Source organism: Geodermatophilus sabuli (genome assembly GCF_900215145.1).
GTDB classification, from domain to species: Bacteria; Actinomycetota; Actinomycetes; order Mycobacteriales; family Geodermatophilaceae; genus Geodermatophilus; species Geodermatophilus sabuli.
Window position 1 is genome coordinate 275,752 of sequence record NZ_OBDO01000009.1, and the last position, 20,773, is coordinate 296,524.

The 20,773-nt window shown below is 74.6% G+C and carries 15 protein-coding genes; 8 read left to right on the forward strand and 7 right to left on the reverse strand.

From position 1 onward, the window contains the following. Window positions 1-10 precede the first annotated feature (10 nt). The 5 genes from eno to mfd all read right to left on the reverse strand — a co-directional run bounded on the left by eno (window position 11) and on the right by mfd (window position 9,292). Entirely contained in the window at window positions 11-1,291 is a 1,281-nt protein-coding gene (eno, locus tag CRP39_RS19995) for a phosphopyruvate hydratase (RefSeq protein ID WP_097208120.1), read from the reverse strand. Between the two features lie 121 nt (window positions 1,292-1,412). Next, window positions 1,413-3,440 (reverse strand): DUF222 domain-containing protein, encoded by a 2,028-nt coding sequence (locus CRP39_RS20000; protein ID WP_097208121.1) that lies wholly within the window; start codon window positions 3,438-3,440, stop codon window positions 1,413-1,415. Window positions 3,441-3,521: 81 nt separating this feature from the next. Beyond that, the gene (locus tag CRP39_RS20005) at window positions 3,522-4,436 is read right to left on the reverse strand and encodes a nucleoside triphosphate pyrophosphohydrolase (RefSeq protein ID WP_097208122.1); all 915 of its coding nucleotides are present in this window, start codon (window positions 4,434-4,436) and stop codon (window positions 3,522-3,524) included. A gap of 4 nt (window positions 4,437-4,440) precedes the next feature. Further along, window positions 4,441-5,484 carry a SurA N-terminal domain-containing protein gene (locus CRP39_RS20010; protein WP_143426713.1) on the reverse strand — a complete coding sequence of 348 codons (1,044 nt, stop codon included), beginning with the start codon at window positions 5,482-5,484 and terminating at the stop codon, window positions 4,441-4,443. A gap of 250 nt (window positions 5,485-5,734) precedes the next feature. Then, entirely contained in the window at window positions 5,735-9,292 is a 3,558-nt protein-coding gene (gene mfd / locus CRP39_RS20015) for a transcription-repair coupling factor (protein ID WP_216359830.1), read from the reverse strand. A 259-nt stretch (window positions 9,293-9,551) separates the two neighbouring features. Between mfd and CRP39_RS20020 the strand changes: the two genes are divergently transcribed. The 7 genes from CRP39_RS20020 (at window position 9,552) to CRP39_RS20050 (ending at window position 17,781) form a co-directional block, all read left to right on the forward strand. Next, the gene (locus CRP39_RS20020) at window positions 9,552-10,580 is read left to right on the forward strand and encodes a glycosyltransferase family 4 protein (RefSeq protein WP_097208124.1); all 1,029 of its coding nucleotides are present in this window, start codon (window positions 9,552-9,554) and stop codon (window positions 10,578-10,580) included. Between the two features lie 3 nt (window positions 10,581-10,583). Next, entirely contained in the window at window positions 10,584-11,117 is a 534-nt protein-coding gene (locus CRP39_RS20025) for a serine O-acetyltransferase (RefSeq protein WP_097208125.1), read from the forward strand. Then, window positions 11,111-11,860, forward strand: coding sequence for a WecB/TagA/CpsF family glycosyltransferase (locus CRP39_RS20030; RefSeq protein ID WP_097208126.1), 750 nt, complete (start codon window positions 11,111-11,113; stop codon window positions 11,858-11,860). Before CRP39_RS20025 ends, CRP39_RS20030 begins: the two co-directional genes overlap by 7 nt. Continuing rightward, window positions 11,857-13,203 carry an O-antigen ligase family protein gene (locus CRP39_RS20035; protein WP_097208127.1) on the forward strand — a complete coding sequence of 449 codons (1,347 nt, stop codon included), beginning with the start codon at window positions 11,857-11,859 and terminating at the stop codon, window positions 13,201-13,203. The genes CRP39_RS20030 and CRP39_RS20035 overlap by 4 nt, the downstream gene beginning before the upstream one ends. Continuing rightward, on the forward strand, window positions 13,200-14,192 hold the full coding sequence (locus CRP39_RS20040) for a glycosyltransferase family 2 protein (protein ID WP_097208128.1): 993 nt from the start codon (window positions 13,200-13,202) through the stop codon (window positions 14,190-14,192). The genes CRP39_RS20035 and CRP39_RS20040 overlap by 4 nt, the downstream gene beginning before the upstream one ends. Window positions 14,193-14,293: 101 nt before the next feature. After that, on the forward strand, window positions 14,294-16,243 hold the full coding sequence (locus CRP39_RS20045; RefSeq protein ID WP_097208129.1) for a hypothetical protein: 1,950 nt from the start codon (window positions 14,294-14,296) through the stop codon (window positions 16,241-16,243). Between the two features lie 62 nt (window positions 16,244-16,305). Beyond that, the gene (locus CRP39_RS20050; protein ID WP_097208130.1) at window positions 16,306-17,781 is read left to right on the forward strand and encodes a lipopolysaccharide biosynthesis protein; all 1,476 of its coding nucleotides are present in this window, start codon (window positions 16,306-16,308) and stop codon (window positions 17,779-17,781) included. Window positions 17,782-17,882: 101 nt separating this feature from the next. Here the strand turns inward: CRP39_RS20050 and CRP39_RS20055 are convergent, their stop codons facing one another. Both CRP39_RS20055 and CRP39_RS20060 read right to left on the reverse strand, forming a co-directional pair. After that, window positions 17,883-18,500 carry an arsenate reductase/protein-tyrosine-phosphatase family protein gene (locus tag CRP39_RS20055; protein ID WP_172442535.1) on the reverse strand — a complete coding sequence of 206 codons (618 nt, stop codon included), beginning with the start codon at window positions 18,498-18,500 and terminating at the stop codon, window positions 17,883-17,885. 53 nt (window positions 18,501-18,553) lie between these two features. Further along, on the reverse strand, window positions 18,554-19,930 hold the full coding sequence (locus tag CRP39_RS20060) for a tyrosine-protein kinase domain-containing protein (RefSeq protein ID WP_097208132.1): 1,377 nt from the start codon (window positions 19,928-19,930) through the stop codon (window positions 18,554-18,556). 280 nt (window positions 19,931-20,210) lie between these two features. On the opposite strand from CRP39_RS20060, the gene CRP39_RS20065 reads away from it, so the two are divergent. After that, on the forward strand, window positions 20,211-20,773 hold a 563-nt coding region (locus CRP39_RS20065), incomplete at its 3' end, for a 3-hydroxyacyl-CoA dehydrogenase NAD-binding domain-containing protein (protein ID WP_143426714.1).

The window sequence follows — 20,773 nt, forward strand, 5'->3', positions numbered from 1 at the left end:
CGAGCGGGCCTCATCGGCCGGTCAGCCGCGGGAACGCCGCGGCACCCGCGTACCGGGCGGCGTCGTCGAGCTCCTCCTCGATGCGCAGCAGCTGGTTGTACTTGGCCACGCGCTCGCTGCGGGCGGGGGCGCCGGTCTTGATCTGGCCGCAGTCGGTGGCGACGGCGAGGTCGGCGATCGTGGTGTCCTCGGTCTCGCCGGAACGGTGGCTCATCATGCAGCGGTAGCCGCTGCGGTGGGCCAGGTTCACCGCGTCGAGGGTCTCGGTGAGCGTGCCGATCTGGTTGACCTTCACCAGCAGGGCGTTCCCGGACTTGCGGGCGATGCCGTCGGCCAGGCGCACCGGGTTGGTGACGAACAGGTCGTCGCCGACGAGCTGCACGCGGTCGCCGAGGGCGGCGGTCAGCGCGATCCAGCCGTCCCAGTCCTCCTCCGACAGGGGGTCCTCGATCGAGACGATCGGGTAGGCGTCGACCAGCTCGCGGTAGTAGTCGGTGAGGTACTCGGCCGAGCGGCTCTGCCCCTCGAAGTCGTAGCCGCCGTCGGTGTGGAACTCGGTGGCGGCGACGTCGAGGGCCAGGGCGATGTCCTCGCCGAGGGTGTAGCCGGCCTTCTCGACGGCCTCGGCGATGAGGTCCAGCGCGTCGCGGTTGCTGGGCAGGTCAGGGGCGAAGCCGCCCTCGTCACCGAGGCCGGTGGACAGCCCGCGGCCCTTCAGCACCGCCTTGAGCGCGTGGTAGGTCTCGGTGCCCACGGCCAGCGCCTCGGCGAAGGTCGCCGCGCCGATCGGGGCGATCATGAACTCCTGCACGTCGACGTTGCTGTCGGCGTGGGCGCCGCCGTTGACGATGTTCATCATCGGCACCGGGAGCACGTGCGCCGCGGGCCCGCCGACGTAGCGGAACAGCGGCAGGCCAGCGGAGTCCGCGGCTGCCTTGGCCACCGCGAGGCTGACGCCGAGGAGCGCGTTGGCGCCGAGGCGGGACTTGTCCGGCGTGCCGTCGAGGTCGATCAGCCGCTGGTCGACCAGCCGCTGCTCGCTGGCGTCGTAGCCGACCAGCTCCGGGCCGATGACGTCGAGGACGCCGTCGACGGCCTGGGTCACGCCCTTGCCGCCGTAGCGTTCACCACCGTCGCGCAGCTCCACCGCCTCGAAGGCGCCGGTGGAGGCGCCGCTGGGCACCGCGGCCCGCGCGATCGTCCCGTCGTCGAGGGCGACCTCGACCTCCACGGTGGGGTTTCCGCGCGAGTCGAGGATCTCCCGCGCGCCTACGGCGTCGATGCTGGGCACGGGGGCAGCCTAGCCAGCCCGCGTGGCACCGCTCGCCAAGCGCAGGTGAACGACGGCGAGCCAGCCTTCCCCGGACGGCCGCAGCACCCGCACGGACCTCACGGGCGGACGGGTCCGTGGGTCAGTAGGGCGGCAGGTCGAGGTCGGTGCCGAACCTGGGTGGGTGGCTGACCAGCACCTCGCCGTCGGGCATCGTGACCGCCAGCCCGCCGTCGTCCGCCTCGTCGAAGCGCCATCCCGGCGCCTGGTGCTTGAGCCGGTGGTGGTGCTCGCACAGACAGCACAGGTTGTGGTGTGCCGTCGGGCCGGCGGGCCACTCCTGACGGTGGTCGAGGTCGCACGTCCGGGCACGACCCCGGCAGCCGGGGAAGCGGCACCGGCGGTCCCGCAGGCGCACGAAGCGGTCGAGTTCGGCGCCGGGCGTGTAGCCGTCGGTCTCCGCGGGCGGGCCGAGCGCCTCGCCCCGGCGGATCGCGGTGGCGTCGGTGAGCGCGACCAGGGTGCCGCGGAGCTGGTCGACGATCGCGATGTGCGGCCGGTGGGCGAGGCCGGTGCCGGCGATGTCGCGCACTCCCATCAGTGCACCCAGATCGAGCACCGCGCGCAGCTCACCGTCGGTCCAGGTGCCGTCGAGCACCGCACGCCGGGCGCTGCCCAGCCCCTCCCGCACCGCCGCGTCGTGCCGGGCAGCCGCGAGCGCGAGCCATTCCGTCAGGCCGCGGTCGGACACGGATGCCGGTTCGGCGATCTCGTCCGGTGGGGCCACGGCACCATCGCATTCGTTCCTGAGGAACTCGCTGTCGGCCGGCTCGTCAGGTGACCGCGCCGGTCCAGGAGAGAGCGGGTCGCGCGGTGGCCCGCCCGCCAGCGGCTGGTCGGGCGACGGCGCCGGGTCGGCGGTGACCGTGTCGCCTGGTGGTTCATCCGCCGGCGGCCGATCGGTCGATGGCGTCAGGTCGGTCGACGGTGGGTGCTCCGGCGGCCCGTCGACCTCCGGGGCGGGGCGCGGCATGAGCCCGAAGGCGTAGCCCAGCTCGCGGACCAGCTCGGCCGGCACCAGGTGCCCCTCGACTTGCCCCGGCTCCGCGCCGCCGAGCATCGTCTCCAGGGTCGCGACCAGGGTGAGCGCGATGGTCACCGGTGCCATGCCGTGTTCACCGGGCCGCAGCACCAGGTCCTGCAGGCAGTCGGCCATCCGCTGCTGCTTGGTGCGCTCGTCCCCATCGGCGCGGACCTCCTCGGCGTACGCCTCCAGCGCCCGGTAGATCGCGGCGGCAGCCGGCAGCGGCAGGTCGATCGCCACGGTGCCGGTGCCGTCCCGGCGGTCGTGCAGCCGGACGCCGCGCTCCCGGACGGCCTTCACCAGCTTGCGGGCCGCGGCGTCGGCGTCCTTGCGGAGCACGATGCGCCGGGCCGTCTCCCCCAGCTGCGGCGGCGTCTTGCGCCCCAGCAGGCGCAGCACGTGCTCCTCGATGTCGGCGCGCACGGCGTCGTCCTGCACGGGCCCGACGACGGTCACCATCTGGCGGGCGTGTGCCGGTGTGAGTTCCCCGCGAGCCAGCAGCTCCAGCGTGCGCGGCAGCCGCTCCACCAGCACGAGCGACTCGACCAGCTGCGCGGTGGCGGCGGCGGAGCTGATCCGCAGCGTCGGTGCGACTTCGTCGACGGCCCACTCGCTCACCTCGGTCAGCACCTGCGGCCGGGCCGCCCGCGTGGCCGCCGACATGGCCCCCGGCTCGCCGGGCGGCCGGTCCAGCACGGCTGCTGGCCGGCAGCGGGCGAACTCGGCCAGGGCGGTCGCGAGCACCGCCGACCACCGGGCCATCTCCCGGGCGGCGGCCGCCGCCCGCTGCAGCGGCTCGGCGCCGGCCTCCAGCAGCCGGTTCAGCTCCGCGAACCCGGCCGCGGCGGCGTCGGCGGTCGGGGCGCCGCACCGGGCAGTGGCGCCTTCCCGCCTCCCGTGCGACACGCGGCCCTCGACGAGCCAGCTCTCACCCCGTCGCAGCCCTGGGTGGAGGACGTCGACGACGTACAGCGGCTCGGGGCTCGGGACGAACGGCGGATCGCCCTTGGGGACGAGGACCATCCGCTGCTCGAGGGACGACGAGCCGCCCGCCACTCGCTCGCCCACGTCGTCCGGTTCGAACACGTGTACGACTATAGTGCAACCGCGCCCGCCTGAGCAGCGCAGATACCCCCTGTGGACAACTCGCCCACCGGGCGGGCAGGGTCAGGAGCCGGCGCGCGCCTCCGCGGCGGCGTCCAGCTCGCCCGCATAGCGGCGGACCGCCTCCCGCAGCGCGTCCTCGACGTCCCACCCGCGCTGCGCCGCACCGCTGACCACGGCCAGCAGCCGCTCCCCCAGCTCCTCCGGGCTGCGGGTGGACAACTCGGCCGGCTCCGGGACGGGCAGGCCGGCCCGCGCGGCCCGGCGCACCAGCGCCGCCCCCCAGGCGGCCGCCGGCTGGGAGCGGGAGACGCCCTCGGTCGGTGACCGGCGCTGCTTCTCGGCCTTCTTGATCTCCTCCCACCCGGCCTCGACCTCCGCGACGTCCCGCGGACCGGCGTCGCCGAACACGTGCGGGTGCCGGCGGACCAGCTTGTCGACCAGGTCACCGGCGACCTCGTCGATGGTGAACCGGCGGTCGGCTCCGGCCTCCGCGGCCACGCGCGCGTGGAAGACGACCTGGAGCAGGACGTCGCCGAGTTCCTCGCGCATCGCCGCGGCGTCGTCGTCGACGATCGCGTCGTAGGCCTCGTGCGCCTCCTCCAGCAGGTAGCCACGCAGCGAGGCGTGGGTCTGCTCGGCGTCCCACGGGCAGCCGCCGGGCGAGCGCAGGCGGTCCATCACGGCGACGACGTCGAGCAGCCTGGCCCCGGACGGCACCGGGGCGCCGTCCACGAGCTCCGCGGCCTCGACCCGCTCACCGGACACCAGCGCGACGACCTCGTCGGGCCGGGCGGCCGCCGCACCCGCGTCGGGGAGGTCCTCGACCACCCAGCCGGCGGCGCGCAGGGCGGCGGCGGTGGCCGCCGCGCCGGGCAGCGCCACGATCGGGCGCTCGCCGGCCAGCGCCCGCCAGCCGGCGGGGCCGAGCAGGCCGGGGAGGGAGGGACTGACGGTGACGGCGAGCGCGACGGGCACCCGGTCAGTCTCCGGCAGGCGCGCCGCCGGCGCCGGGAGCGGTCCCCGCCCCGTCGGCGCCCGGAGCGGTCCCCGGCCCGGTGGCGCCCTCCCCCTCGAGGATGTCGACGACCCCGCCGTCGGCCGGGACGATCTGGCCCTCCTCGATGGTGCCGTAGCGCGGGTTGACGGTGATGTCGAGGTCGGCCCGGACGTCGGCGACCACCTGCTGGGCGGCGCCGTCGGCCTCCGAGGCCGCGGCCTCCTCCAGGTCACCGCGGACCTCCTCGAAGCTCGGCACCACGGGCTGGCCGACGAAGACGACGAGCACGCCGCCCACCTCCGGCACGGGGACGGTGAACGCCGTGTTCGGCGCGGCCGCGGTGACCTGGTCGGCGAGGACGGTCGGCACCTCCTCCCGGGCGCGCGGCTCCACCTGCGGGAGCGTGGTGCTCGACGGGTACTGGGCCGCGAGCGTCGGGTAGGCGGCGGGGTCGGCCTGCAGCGTGGCGACGGCGGCGTCGGCGGCAGCCTGGTCGGGCACCGTGACGTAGCCGAGCGAGACCTGCGACAGGGAGGGCAGCGCCTCCTCGTAGTCGGCGCGCAGCTGCTCCTCGGTCAGCCCCTCGGCGAGCCCCTCGGACACCGCGATGCGCTGCCGGACCAGCTGCTGGCGGACGGTCTCGAAGATGTCGGTCCGCCCGACTCCCTGGGCGGCGGCCTGGGCGTACAGGGCCTCCGGGTCCTGGTCGCCGATCAGCTCGTCGAGCAGCTCGCGGACCTCGCCGTCCGACGGCGTGACCCCGTACTCCTCCGCCGCCTGCGCGTACACCTCCACCTGCACCATGCGGGTGAGCACGAGGCGGGTGAACTCGTCCTCGCGGCCCGCGGTGGCCGCGGCGAGCGCCGGGTCGGACAGGCGCTGGTCCACCGCCTCCTGCAGCTCGGCCACGGTGACCTGCTCGTCGCCGACGTAGGCGGCGACGTTGGGTGACGTCCGGCAGCCGGCCACCCCGGCGAGCGCGACGAGGCCGAGGGCCAGCGATGCGGTCAGGCGACGGGTCTGCACGGCTCGGAGCGTGCCACACCACCTGTGACCCACGACGCAGGCGGAGTCGATTCGGCGGTGTGACGCCGACGAACCCACTCCATCCCTCAGGCGGCGACGACACCGCCGCCTTCCGCGCCACGGTCCGCTCCTCGCTCGCCGGCGCTCGCTGCGATGCTCCCGCGGCTGTCAGGCGGCCACGACACCGCCGCCTTCCGCGCCACGGTCCGCTCCTCGCTCGCCGGCGCTCGCTGCGATGCTCCCGCGGCTGTCAGGCGGCCACCGGCTGTTCGAGGACGGCGGCCAGCAACGAGTGCAGGTTCTCCAGCAGCGCGACGTCGCGCAGCGGCGTCCTCCGGTCCGGGCCGACCGGCACCTTGAGCGAGATGGTGTCGACGGTGGACTTGTAGGTCGCACCGTCGGCCAGCCGGGCCAGCCGCATCTGCTGGGACTCCCGCAACGGCACGGGGCTGATCCGGATCGCCCGGCCCTGCATCGACACCTCGGTGATCCCCCACGTGCGCACCGCGGCGCGGAACCGGGCGACGGCCAGCAGGTTGAGCACCGGCGCCGGCGGGGCGCCGTAGCGGTCGGTCAGCTCGTCGAGCACCGCCTGGGCCTGCTCGTCGGACTGGACGGAGGCGACCTTGCGGTAGGCCTCCATGCGCAGCCGCTCGCCGGGCACGTAGTCGTGCGGCAGGTGCGCGTCCACCGGCAGGTCCACGCGGACCTCGGCCGGCTCGGCCGGGACCTCCTCGCCGGACAGCTGCGCCCGGTAGTCGGTCACCGCCTCCCCGACCAGCCGCACATAGAGGTCGAACCCGACGCCGGCGATGTGCCCGGACTGCTCGCCGCCGAGCAGGTTGCCCGACCCGCGGATCTCGAGGTCCTTCATCGCCACCGCCATGCCGGCACCCAGGTCGGTGTTGTGCGCGATGGTGGTCAGCCGGTCGACCGAGGTCTCGGTCAGCGGCCGGGAGGGGTCGTAGGTGAAGTAGGCATAGGCCCGCTCGCGACCACGGCCGACCCGGCCGCGGATCTGGTGCAGCTGGGAGAGGCCGAAGGTGTCGGCCCGGTCGACGATCAGGGTGTTGGCGTTGGGGATGTCCAGGCCCGACTCGACGATCGTCGTCGCGACCAGGACGTCGTACTCCTTCTCCCAGAAGCCGACCATGATCCGCTCGAGCTCGTGCTCCTTCATCTGCCCGTGGCCGACGGCGACGCGGGCCTCGGGCACGAGGTTGCGGATCTTCGCCGCCGCCTTGTCGATCGACTGCACCCGGTTGTGGATGACGAACACCTGACCGTCGCGCAGCAGCTCGCGGCGGATCGCGGCGGCCATCTGCTTGTCGTCCCAGGCGCCGACGTAGGTCAGCACCGGGTGCCGCTCCTCCGGCGGGGTCAGGATCGTCGACATCTCCCGGATGCCGGTCAGCGACATCTCCAGCGTGCGCGGGATCGGGGTGGCCGACATCGACAGGACGTCGACCGCCGTCCGCATGGTCTTCAGGTACTCCTTGTGCTCGACGCCGAAACGCTGCTCCTCGTCGACGACGACCAGGCCGAGGTCCTTCCAGCGAATGGTCGGCTGCAGCAGCCGGTGGGTGCCCACCAGCACGTCCACCTCGCCACGGGCGAGCTCCTCGAGGATCTGCCGGGTCTCCGCGTCGGACTGGAAGCGGGACAGCACCTGCACCTTCACCGGGAACTGGGCGAACCGCTCGGAGAAGGTCTTGAAGTGCTGGTTGGCCAGCAGCGTCGTCGGCACCAGGACGGCGACCTGCTTGCCGTCCTGCACCGCCTTGAACGCCGCGCGGACGGCGATCTCGGTCTTCCCGTAGCCGACGTCGCCGCAGATGATCCGGTCCATCGGGACCGGGTTCTGCATGTCGGTCTTGACCTCGTCGATGGCGGCCAGCTGGTCCGGTGTCTCGTGGAACGGGAAGGCGTCCTCCAGCTCGCGCTGCCAGACGGTGTCCGGACCGAACGCGTGCCCCTGGGTCGCCATCCGCGCCGAGTACAGCCGGATCAGCTCCGCGGCGATCTGCTTGACCGCCCGGCGGGCCTGCCCCTTGGTCTTCTGCCAGTCGGCGCCCCCCAGCTTGGACAGCGCCGGGGCCTCGCCGCCGACGTAGCGGGTCAGCTGGTCGAGGGCGTCGGTGGGGACGAACAGGCGGTCCGGCGGCTGGTTCCGCTTGGACGGCGCGTACTCGACGATCAGGTAGTCGCGCTGCCCGCCGTTGACGGTGCGGCTGACCATCTCGATGTAGCGGCCGATGCCGTGGTGCTCGTGCACGACGAGGTCGCCGGGCTGCAGCTGCACCAGGTCGACGGCGTTGCGGCGGCGGGCCGGCATCTTGACCGCGTCCCGCATCGAGGTGCCGCGCTGCCCGGTGAGGTCGTGCTCGGTCAGCAGCGCGAGCCCGACGCCGGGGAAGGTGAACCCGGCCTCGAGGTTGCCCTGGGTGACGTGGGTCAGCCGCGACTCGGGGGCCGTGGCGATGTCGGGGACCAGCCGGGCGCCGAGATCGGCCTCGGCGAACTGGTCGGCGGCGCGCTGCGCGGGGCCCGGGCCGGCGAAGGTGACGACCAGCCGCCACCCCTCCCGGGACCACGTGCGCAGCTGGTCGATGGCGCGCGGCACGTCACCGGCGAAGCGGTCGACGGTGGTGGCATCGAGGGCGACGTGCGTGTCGTCATCCTCGATCGCGAGCGTGAACGCACCCGTTGACCACCAGGGCAGGCCGCGGCCGCGGGCGGCGGACTCGACGTCCGCCAGGTCCCGGAAGGACGACGCCCCGAGGTCCAGCGGCGCCTCCCCTGCCCCGGCGGCGGTGGCCCCCGCAGCAGCGGACGACCAAGCCGCGGCGAGGAACTCCTCGGCGGTGCGGACCAGGTCCGCGGCGCGGCTGCGCACCCGCTCGGGGTCGCAGACCAGCACGTGCGTGCCGCGCGGCACGAGGTCGGTGAGGAGGTCCATGTGCCGGCCGCCGATCAGCGCCGGGGTCAGCGACTCCATGCCCTCGACGGCGATGCCCTCGGCGACCTTGCCGAGGACCTCCAGCAGCCCGGGGTGCTGATGAGCCAGCTCGGCGGCGCGTGCCCGGACCTCCGGGGTCAGCAGCAGCTCGCGGCACGGCGGGGCCCACAGCCGCTCGGGACGCTCGTCGAGGGAACGCTGGTCGGCGGCGGAGAAGTAGCGCAGCTCGTCGACCTCGTCGCCCCAGAACTCCACCCGGACCGGGTGCGGCTCGGTCGGCGGGAAGACGTCGAGCAGGCCGCCGCGGACGGCGAACTCGCCCCGCTTCTCCACCAGCTCCACGCGGGTGTAGGCGGCGTCGGACAGCGCCTGCGCGACGTCGTCGAGCTCGGCGGAGTCGCCCGCCCGCAACTCGACGGGGACGAGGTCGCCAAGGCCCGGGGCCAGCGGCTGCAGCACGCTGCGCACCGGCGCGACGAGGACGTCGATGGTGCCGTTGACGCCGGGGTGGGTGAGGTCGCGCAGCACCGCGAGCCGGCGGCCGACGGTGTCCGCGCGCGGGGACAGCCGCTCGTGCGGCAGCGTCTCCCAGGCGGGGAAGACCTCGGTGCGACGGTCGGGCAGGAAGCAGCGCAGCTGGTCGGCGACGGCGTCGGCGTCCCGCTCCCCCGCCGTCACGACCAGGACGGGGACGCCGCTCTCCCCACCGGCCGCCGCCAGCGCGGCGGCCACCAGTGGCTGCACCGACGGCGGGGCGGTGACCGCCAGCTCGGCGTTCCCTGCGGCGGCCACCACGCGGGCCATGCCGGGGTCGGTGAGGACGACGTCGAGCACGCCGCGCAAGGTCACTGAGTTCTCACTCCTGGAGCCGGGAGCCACACACGTCGCGCCGGGTGCGCGGGGGGCCGGGAACCCAGGTTAGTCCCGGCGAGCTGCCCCTGCCGCCGTCACGGGGCGTCATCCCGGGCCACCGGTGCCACGGCCGGCGCGCATCCCCGGATGGGGCGAACGCAGCCCGGGGTCGTCACTCTTACGAGTAATCGCATGGTGACAGTGCGGTGAACACCTTCCTACCTTCCCCCGACAGCGTTCGACACCGGGGGAGCACGTGAGCGACGAACCGCGCATCCTGCACGTCCTGCACGTCGGGCCCGACGTGGAGACCACGGGTGGGATGGCGACGGTCATCGGCCTGCTCGCGCGTGCGCCCGGCACCGGCGTCCGCGCCGCCACCGCCGCCACGTGGGCACCGTCCGCCCGGGACCACGGTCTGGGCGCGGCCATCAGGCTGGTTGCCGGCCTCGCCGGCCGTGGTGGGCGCCGGCCCGACTGGGTCCACGCCCACCTGAGCGAAGGCGGCTCCTTCCTCCGCGAGGGTGCGGTGCTGCTGATCGCGCGGGCGTTGGGCATCAGGACGGCGGCCACCCTCCACGGCGCTCGCTTCCTCCAGTTCTCCTCGCGACACGCGACCCTGGTGCGGCTGGTCCTGCGCTCCTGCTCCGTGGTCTTCACGCTCGGCCCGCACGCGGCGGCGCGGGTGTCCGCGCTGTGCCCGGACACGCTCGTGCGGCCGGTGCTCAATCCCGTCGACATGGCCGAACTCGCGACCGCCCCGCTCCCGACCCACGTCGCGGACATCGTCTTCGGTGGCGTGGTGGGGAGCCGCAAGGGCGTCGACCGGCTCGTCGCCGCGTGGCCCTCGGTGCGCCGACGTCATCCGGAGGCGACCTGCCTGCTGTGCGGGCCCCCCGGAGACCTGCCGCTCACCGACCTGCCCGACGGGATGCGATACGCCGGGTCCCTGGCCCGCTCGGAGTTGCTCGGCGTCCTCGGCTCCGCGCGCGTCGCCTGCCTGCCGTCCCGCGACGAGGCCCTGCCGATGTTCGTCCTGGAGAGCCTCGCCCTCGGGGTCCCGGTCGTGACCACGCCGGTCGGGGAGATCGACCAGCTCGGCGAGGAGCAGGGGGTCGCCCTGGTCGACGGCGACCCGGCTCGCCTCGCCGCCACGCTCGGCGACCTGCTCGCCGACCCGGCCCGTCGGGCCGAGTGGGGCCGGCGCGGACTGGCGTGGGCCCAGGAGAACTGCAGCGTCGAGGCCGTCGGCCGGGCGCTCACCACCTCCTACCGGGCGGCCTGAGAGATGCCCGCCGAGACCCGCGACCGCCCCGGTCGCCCGGGGCTCTTCCAGGACTGGCCGGCCAACCGTGGCCGGCCGGGGATCCAGCTGGTCCTGGTCCTCTTCCGGCTGGCGCAGCGGGCCCGAGGCGGCGGCGGTGTCCCCCGGCGTCTGCTCGCTGCCCCGCTGATGCTGCTCTACCGCGTCGTGGCCCTGAGGTTCTTCGGGATCGACCTCCCCGTGTCGACGGCGGTGGGCCGCGGCCTCGCCGTCCACCACGGCATGGGCCTGGTCGTCAACCGCGCCACCCGTATCGGCGACCACGTCACCCTCCGGCACACCACGACCCTCGGCTCGCGTCGCACCGACGCGGACTGTCCGGAGCTCGCCTCCCACGTCGACGTGGGCCCCCACAGCGTCCTGCTGGGAGCCATCTCCGTGGGCCGGGGCGCGGTCATCGGCGCGGGGAGCGTCGTCCTGCAGGACGTCCCGCCCGCCGCCTCCGTCGCCGGGAACCCGGCCCGCGTCCTGTCCACCCGAGAGGTGACCCCGTGCTGACCTCCACTCCCGCCACCCGGGTGGCCGGCTTCTGGCGCTCCTGCACGCAGGGACACCGCCTCGTCGCCTCCCTCGAGGACGTCTTCGCCGCGCCGTGGCGGACTCAGCCCGTCCGGGTGCAGACGGTCAACCTCCAGCACGTGCACCTCATCGCGACCTCCCAGCCGGCCGCGGAGGCCGTGATGGCCGCCGACCTGGTGTCCGCCGACGGATGGCCCCTGGCCTACCTCGCCCGGCGCACCGGTCGCACCTGCGCCCGTGTGACCGGTCGGGACATCGTCGACGCGCTGCTCCGGGACCGGTCCTTCGCCGGACGCCGGGTCGCGCTGCTCGGGACCCGGAGCGACGTCGCCGTCAGGTTCGCCCGGCGTCTCGCGCGCAACGACGTGACCCTGGCCTACGGACACCACGGGGACGCCCGCACGTGGGATGTGGCCGCCATCGCACGGGAGGTCTCCGAACGCGACTGCGACGTCGTCCTCGTGAGTCTGGGCGCACCGCGCGGTGAGCCGGTGGGCCAGGCGCTCGCCGAGCTCCTCCCCCGCGGTCTGATCGTCGGCGTGGGCGGAGCCGTGGAGATGGCCACGAACGACATGCCGGCGGCTCCGGCGTGGGTGGGCCGGCTCGGGTTCGAGTGGGCCTACCGGCTCGTGCACGAGCCGCGCCGGATGGGCCGGCGCTACCTGGTGGAGAGCCCCCGCGCGCTGCTCCTCCTGACCCTCGCCCTGCGCACGAACGCGTGAGCGCCCCCCGGCCGCGCAGCAGGCTCCTCCCGACGCTCTGGCCCCTGCTCCCCGCGGTTGCCGTCGTCGCCGCCGTCGCGGGCGTCCTCCGAGCGCCTCTGGCGACCGGCGCGGCGGTCGCCGGCCTGGCCGTCATCGGCGCGACCGTCCTGAGGCCCCGGACGACCGCCTTGGCCGCCATGGTCGGCGGCCCCCTGTTCCTCTCGGGGTACGCCGCGGGCCCGGTCACCCTGGACAACGTCGCGGTCCTGTACGGCGCCGCCGTGGGGATCGGCTGGCTGCTGGCGGCGCGGCGCCACGGCACACCGCTCGCCGCGTGGTCCACCGCGGTCGCGCTGGCCGTGACCCTCGCGGCAGCGGCCAACGGTGGGGCGGGTCTGCCCGGCACCGCACGGTTCCTCTCCCTGTCGGTCCTGGCGCTCCTGCTGGCGAACTCCTCCCCTGCCACGCGCCGCCGCGCCGTGGACTGGGTGGAGATCGCGGTGACCGCAGGGGCCGTCGTCCTCATCGCCCAGCCCCTGACCGGCTACCCGGAGGCGTTCGGCACGGCAGAGGGAGTGGGGCAGCGCTTCGGGGGCCTGTTCGGGCACCCCAACTTCGCCGCGTACACCCTCAGCCTCGTCCTGCTCCACCAGCTGTACGCGAGGCGGTTCTCCGCCCCGCGGATCGGCTCGGCGGCCATCCTGCTGGTGGCCCTGCTCCTCACCGGCAGCCGGGCGGCCCTCCTCGTGTTCCTCGTTCTCCTGCTCCCCGCCCTGTGGCTGCGCGGTCGGCGGTTCTTCGGACTCCTCCTGCCGGCCGTCGCCGCCATGCCGTTCATCGGCACGACCGTGGTGACCCGGCTGGAGAGCATCACCGAGACCGGCGGACTGTCCGGTCAGAACGCCTCGGGGTGGCGGCTCGGGCAGTGGCAGGACGCCCTGGAGGCCACGCGAGGGCACGAACTGCTCGGTATCGGCTGGGGACAGACGGCCTCGGTGATGGGCGATCAGCTGGGCGCACACAGCACCTACGTGCAACTGTGGCTGGAGGTCGGGCGCATCGGCACGGCCGTCGCCGCCGTCGGGCTCGTCGCCCTGGTGCTGGCCGCCCGGGCCTCCCGGGTCGCCCTGGTGCTGCTGGCCTACGCCGTCATCACGAGCATCTCCGACCCGGTGCTGCTCTACCCGTCCTGCCTCACCGTGCTGCTCGTGCTGCTGTCCCACCTGGTGCCCCGGGACGACACGGCCCGCCCGGACACCGCGCACCCGTCGGCCCTCGCCCCGCGCCCCCGTGCCGGGGACGGGGACGAGCGGGCGGCGCCGCACGACGCATCGAGGCGCCTCGAGGAGGCATCCGCATGACGCTGAGCTACGACGTCCTGATCCCGGCGTACCAGGCCGAGGACTCCATCGCCGCCGCGGTCGCCTCGGCGCTCGCGCAGCGACCACGCCCGGAGCGGGTCCTCGTGTACTCCGACGGCAGCACCGACCGCACGGTGGAGCGGGCGCGTGCGGCCGGCGCCGAGGTCGTCGACGCGACCGAGAACCGCGGTGTCGGACACGCGCGGCAGACGCTGCTGGAACGGTCGGGCGCGCCGTGGCTGCTCGTCCTCGACAGCGACGACCGGTTGCTGCCCGGCGCCGGCCGGCTGTTCGAGGAGGCGGTGGAGGAGCACCCGGACGCATGGGTCCTCGGCTTCGGGGAGGTGCCCGACACCTCGGCCGTGCCCCGTGCGGCGACGGGCCTGGAGCCGGCCGTTCCGGTCGACCTGCGCAGCCTCTGGAAGCGCAACCCGTTCGTGAGCTCGTCGACGCTCATCCGCCGGGAACCGGGGGTCCGTGTGGGTGGGTTCCCCGCGGTGCGCCGGCTGGTCGACTACGCCTTCTGGCTCGTCCTCGCCGCGGAGCCGGGCGCCCGTGACCGGTTGTGGAACCGCACGTGTCCGGTGACGGTCCGCGCGGTCCACGGGGGGACCATCACCGGGAACGTGGTGGGCGCGGTCATGGCTGAGCGGGAGCTGCTGGTCCAGCACGCCGACGCCGCGCTGGCGGGGCTGGCCGGCCCGGTCCGCGGGGCGCTGACCCGGGCCCGCCTGGGCGAGCTGTGGTGGCGCGGGTTGTCCCGTCACGTGGACTACGGGCGCCCCGCGTCGTCCTACCTCTCTCCCGGGGACGTCGTGCCCGGCGTCGTCCTCCCGGCTGTGCTGCGGGTCCTGGCCCTGGGCTCGGTACAGCGCGGGCTCCGAGCGGCGGCCCGGGCAGCGCGCTGGGCCCGGAGCGGGCCGCACCTGGACACGCAGGCTTGGCGCCGGCGGACGGTCCGCGCGCCCGCAGGTGCCCCCGAAGGGTGAGTGCGACCGCCGCGGCCCACCCGGGACAGCGGGCGGGCGGCAGGATCGGGAGCAACGGACGGCGGGCTCGCCGTCGCGGCGCCGCTGTGTGGACGGCGCCGGTGGACCGGAGCCGTGAGGCCGTCGACGTCATGGAGAGAAACGCGATGAAGGAACGGGTGCTGACACCGCTGGGGCTGGGGCTGCTGGCTCCCCGGCAGGCGACCCGCCGGCACCTGCGGGCCGGGCTCTCGCTCGACGGGTTCTTCGACGAGCTCAACCGCCGTGGGGTGCGTTACGCGGTCCTGCGCTGGTTCGAGACGCTCCCCGACGTCGAACCCGGCGAGGACGTCGACATCCTCGTGGCCGACGAGGACCTCCCGCTGCTGCAGACCCTGGTGCGGTCCCACCGGGTGGCGCCGGCGCGGCAGGAGTTCGACGTGTACTCGGTGACGGGGCTGCCGGGCTCGGACTTCCGGGGGATCCCGTACCTCTCTCCCGCGCTCGCCGCGCGGGTCCTCGAGCGCGCCGTCCTGTGGCGGGGGCGTTACCGGGCCCCCTCGCCGGTGGACCACTTCGACTCGATGGCCTATCACGTCGTCTACCACAAGGGCCTGCGGTCGGGACTGCCCGGCGAGCCGGGGGGCCGCCCCGCGGCCGGCTCCCCGGAACACGACTACACGTCGGTCCTCGGCGACCTGGCCGCCGGCGCCGGGCTGTCGATCCGGCTCACCCTGGACGACCTCGACGCGCACCTGGCGGGAACGGGCCTGCGCCCGCCGCTGGACACCCTCGAGAAGCTCGCGGAGGACAACCCGTGGCTGCGAGACCACCTCGAGGACGAGTTCGGCCCCGCTCACGCCGGGATCCCGGGGCTGGCCGTGTTCGTGGTGCGCGAGCAGGCAGCCGGCCTGATCGACCGGATGCGCGCCGAGCTCCTCCGCGAGGGCTGGGAGCCGCTGGCGACCGTTCCGCTGACCCCGGAGCAGGCAGCGCGGGTCCGTGCCCGCGTGCGAGGGGGCAACTGGGGTGCGGGCCCCTGGGCCGTCGGGGGCGGTGGGCCGACCGCCTACGTCGTGGCCTACGACCTCGCCGCGGTCGTCGACGACGGAACGGGCTCCACCCCGGATCGGGTCACCGCAGCCAAGCTGGCCATCCGGCGCCGGCTGCTGGCCGGGCAACCGGCGGAGGCGCGGTTCAACCCCCTGCACAGCTCGGACAACCCCCGCCAGGCGCTGGACTACCTCGACGCCCTGGAGGACCCCGGCCTCGCGGCGGGACTCCGGACACGGGTCGCGGACCTGCGCGCCACGATGACCTTCCCGTACCCGATGGTGGAGTTGCTGCCCAGCCAGCGACGCCGGGCCGTGACCGCGGTCGTGGCGCACCCGGAGTTCGGCGAGTGCGTGTGCAAGCTGTTCGCCCCGAGCGCCCGCCGGTTCCTGGAGCGCGAGCTGCGCGCTCGCACGGAGTTCGCCGACCTCCCCGAGGTGCCCGCCCTGCTGGAGGCGGGCAGCAACTGGCTGCTGTCCCCCCGATACCGCGACACCCGGGCGCACGTCCGCCGCTCGCTGCCCGACGGCCCGCACGTGCAGCTGACACCGCGCACCAGCCGTGCGCTGGCCGGGCTCGCCCGGACGCTGCACGACCGGGGCAGCTACCTGCTCGACCTCACGCCGCTGAACCTGATGAGCGACGCGGGCGAGGGCCTGAAGGTCATCGACTGGGAGTTCCTCCAGGACCTCCCCGACGAACGACCGCGGCTGGCCGACTCGCCCACCGTCGTCGGCCGGGGCGCCCGGTCGCCGGAGGCCGACACCCCCCTCGGCGTCAGCTCCTACGGCGACCGCGTCCTCACCGTCTTCTCGCCCCGGGTCACCGGCGTCCCGACCCGACTGCTGCTGGGCCCGGCGACCGGACCGGTCGCCCTGCTCGCCGAGCCCGGGATGGTCCTCGCGTGGCTGTTGCTGGTCGTGCGGACGGCGGTCAAGCGGAGCCGCACCCGGGGCCTGCGCGTGGCCCGGCGCACCGTCCGCGGCGTCGTCGCCCGGCTGGAGCGGCGAGGCAGGTGAGTCCGCCGGACGGGGTCCGGACCGCGGAGCCGGCTGCCCGCGTCGCAGGACCAGGACGGTCCATGACCCGATCAGCCGTCCGGGGGCTGTCCTGGTCGCTGCTCGGCGCCCTCGGTCAGTCGCTGCTGCAGGTCGTCTCCATCGTGGTGCTGTCCCGGCTGTTGTCGGCCGAGCAGTTCGGCACCGCGATGGCGGCCACGGTCGTGATGAGCCTCGCCGTCATGCTGGGGCAGCTGGGCATCGGACCCGCCCTGGTGCAGTCCCGGGAGCTGAGCCGCGCGGACGTGGCCACCGCCTTCACCGTGGCCGCGGGTCTGGGCGTGGCCCTGGCGACGGTGCTGTTCCTCGCCGCCCCGGTGGTCAACCCGCTCGTGGGCCTCCCGGCGGACTCCTCCTTCCTGCGGTTGCTGTCGATCGTGCTGGTCCTCGGCGGCCTCAGCTCGGTCTCCCTGGCCCTGCTGCAGCGGCGCCTGCGTTTCCGGGACCTCGTCCTGGTGGAGCTGCTGTCCTACGGCGTCGGACACCTGGGGACGTCGGTCGTCCTCGCCCTCGCCGGCGCGGGTGCGGCCGCCCTCGTGTGGGGTCAGGTCGCCCAGGCGGCGCTGACGGCGATCGGGGGCTACGCGCTCGTCCGCCACGCCGTGCGGCCCTGCCGGCCTGCGGTCATGGCCCGGTCCGGGCGGCGGATCCTGAGCTTCGGGTCTGCGTACTCGTTGTCGCAGCTGGGCAACTGGGTGGGGCTCAACGGGGACAACCTCGTGGTCACCTCGACCCTGGGCCCGGCCTCCCTGGGGGTCTACTCGCGGGCCTACCAGCTGCTCGTCCAGCCCGCGAACCTCATCGGGACCGTCGCGGACAAGGTGCTGTTCCCGTCGCTGGCCCGCATCCAGGACGACCGTGAGCGCCTGGCCCGGGCCTACGTCCTGGCCTGCTCGCTGGTGGCCCTCCTGACGCTGCCGGTCAGTGTGCTGCTGTCCGTCCTCGCCCCCGAGGTGGTCGCGATCCTGCTGGGGCCCGGCTGGTCGGCGGTGGTCCTGCCGCTGCAGGTCTTCGCCGTGGTGCTCCTCCCCCGGACCGCGTACAAGATCAGCGGCTCGCTGACCCGCGCCACGGGCGCGGTCCTCGGGGGCGCCTGGCGACAGTGGCTCTACGCGGCCGAGGTCGCGGTGGGCTGCGCGATCGGCAGCACCTGGGGCATCAGTGGGGTGGCCGTCGGCGCGTCCGTGGCGATCGTCCTGCACTTCGCCACGATGCTCACCTTCTCGGCCCGGATCAGCCGCGGGTTGGCCGGGCGTGTGCTGCGGAGCTTCGCCAAGTCACTGCCGATCGCGGCGGCCACCGCCGCGGCGGCCTGGCCGGTGGCCACGGCGCTGCGGCATTCCGCCCCCGACCTCGTCGTCGCCCTCGGCACGGCCGCCGCCGGCGTGCTGGCCGCGGCGGCAGCCCTGGTCGCCTGCCGACGGCTCTTCCGGGACGAGCTCGCCGTCTGGGCCGTTGCCCGGTCCCGTCCCGCCCCGCCGGTTCGCACCGCTCCCTGACCGGCCTGACCGCGGTTCCGCCGGAACGGATCGCCGCTCCTGGCACAGCAGGCCGGCGCGGACACCGGCCGCTGTCGGGGACGGTGGCCGGGTGCGACGAGTCAGCTCCCGAGGTGGCGGACGACGTGGTCGAGGACCGGCCCGAGGCACTCCGCGATGCTCTCGCCGGCGCGGCGGTGCGCCTCCGGGGGCCCGCCCATCGGGTCGACGATGTCGTCCTCGGCGCTGCTGGTGCGCAGGCGCCGAGCCGCGGCCATCCGCAGAGCGAGGCCGCGCGGGCCCCCGTCCCCCGCGGTCCGTGTCGTGCCAGGCGGCGCGTCGAGCAGCCGCACCAGGTCCGCGGCCTCCCTGAGCGTGAAGGTCCGGGACAGGGCCCGGGGCTCGAGGCCGAGCACGGCCTGGCGGTGCTCGCGGGTCATGGTGAGGACGAGGTCGGCCTCGGTGACCATCTGCCGGCGCAGCCGGCGGGCCGTGAACTGCTCGTCGTCACCGCCGAGCCGGCGGAGGACCGAGGCGCTGTCCGGGTGGATCGCAGACCCGACAGCCGCGCGGGTACCGGCGCTGTGGACCAGCACCGAGGCCGCGGCGGCGCCGAGGAGAGCCTCGAGCTGCCTCCGGGCCAGTCGCTCGGCTGCCGCAGACCGGCAGATGTTCCCGGTGCAGACGAACAGCAGGCGGTACCCCGGGGAGGGGACCGACTCGGCGCCGGGCGCGGTCACCGCACGCCGGCCAGGTGTCGTCCGGGACCGGTCAGCGTCCGAGCTGATCCCATCTAGCCGGCCGAGGACGCCGGCTGGGCGGCGTACTCGCGGTCGTAGCCGTACGCCGAGCTAATGTCGTCCCGCACCGGCACGATGTTCAGGACGGCTCCGATCGTGCGGGCTCCGACCCGGTCCAGCGTGGCGCGGGTCCGCTGCACCTGCTCCTTCGTCGTGTTCCCGTGGCGCACGGACAGGAGCACTCCGTCGACCAGCACGGCCAGGCCGGTGGCGTCGGCGACGGGCAGCAGGGGCGGCGCGTCGAGGATGACGTAGTCGTGGCCGGCCCGGAGCTCCTCCAGGAGCGCCCGCATGGCGCCCGACGCCAGCAGCTGCGCCGGGTTCGGCGCGGTCGGGCCGGCGCCGACGACCACCAGGGCGCCGTCCTTCCCGTAGGGCTGCTCCACCTCCTCCACCTGCGCCTGACCGGTCAGGACGTTGGTCAGTCCAGCGCCGTCGACGAGACCGAGGTAGCTGATCACGCGCGGTCGCCGCAGGTCGGCCTCGATGAGCGCGACCCGCTTGCCGGCGTCCGCCAGGCTGAGGGCCAGGTTCACCGCAACTGTCGTCTTGCCCTCGGAGGGCATGGCGCTGGAGACCATGAGCACCCGCGGAGGCGTGTCGACGTCGAGGAACTGCAGGTTGGTCTGCAGGTGCCGGTAGGCCTCGGCCGACCGGCCGGAGCTCTGCGGGTCGATGCGGTGGTCGTCCTCCAGCGCGTCGTCGCGGAGGACGACGCCGATGATCGGCGCACCGGCCAGGTCCGCCACCTCGTCCGGGTCCTTGACCGACCGGTCCAGGCGAGCCCGGACGACGGCCGTGGCGGCTCCCACTCCGACCCCGATCACCAGCCCGACGGCGAGGTTGAGCACCGGCTGCGGCGCGCTGGGCGAGCCCGGCAGGTCCGCGGCGCCGAACACGGTCACCTTGACCGGCGAGGTGAGGGCACCGGCCGGCGTCTCCAACTCCTCCACCGCGGTGACGAACTCGTCGGCGACGGTCCGGGCGATCCGCTGCGCCTGCTCGGGCGAGGGATCGGTCACGCCGACGTCGAGGACCACCGTGCCCGAGACCGGTGCCGCGTCGATGCGGGAGACCAGCTCACCGGGCGTCAGATCGAGACCGAGGTCCGCCACCACCCGCGCGGCCAGCTCCTGACTGGTCAGCAGCTCCGCATAGGACGCGATGCGCTTCTCCGCGAACTGGTTGCCCTGGAACACCTCGGCAGTGGAGGACGAGTCGGTCGTCGACACGAACAGCTGCGTGTGCGACGTGTAGACGGCCGTGGTCATCAGCGTGATCGCCGCCGCGGCGAGCCCCCCGAGGAGGAGGCCCAGCGCTGGCATCCACCATCCCCGCCGCAGCGCTCGCACCATCTCGCCGAAGTCCATCGTGCGTCCCCGTTTCGGTGTCGGACAGGCCGGTCGGCCCTACGCCTCGTGTCGCGCTGAACGGACGATAGGCGTCACGGAACGGACCGACCCGGTTACAGGGAGCGTTCTCACCCCTTGGGACCAATTAGCCCGGCGGGTCCCGGCGGATGGCGGCTCACCGCTTCCTCCCGGGCTCTGTGGGTGCCAGCATCCGGGCTCGTCGCCCGGTGTCTGCCGCGCGTCGCCCTCCCGCTGCCGGACGGTCGGCGGGCAGCTCGTCTCAGGGGAGTTCGTGTCGATGAGGATCTCGGTCGTGGGCTGCGGTTACCTGGGTGCGGTGCACGCGGCGTCGATGGCCGAGTTGGGTCACGAGGTGGTCGGCGTCGACGTCGACGAGCCGAAGATCGCCGCGCTGCGGGCGGCGCGGGCGCCGTTCTACGAGCCCGGGTTCGAGGAGCTGCTCGAGCGCACCTTGGCCACCGGCCGGTTGCGGTTCTCCACCGACATCGCCGACGCCGCCGGCGCCGCGGTGCACTTCGTGTGTGTGGGCACGCCGCAGAAGCGCGGGGAGTACGCCGCGGACCTGCGCTACGTGCAGGCCGCCACCGAGGCGCTGCTGGCCGTGCTGGAGCCGGGGCAGCTGGTGGTGGGCAAGTCCACGGTGCCGGTGGGCACCGCGGCGGGGCTGGCGGAGCTGATCGGGGACAAGGTGCCCGGCGCGCTGCTGGCCTGGAATCCGGAGTTCCTCCGGGAGGGGTTCGCCGTGGCCGACACCCTGCACCCCGACCGGCTGGTGTACGGCCTGCCGGCCGGCCCGGACGGCGGCACCGCGCAGCGGCTGCTGGACGAGGTGTACGCGCC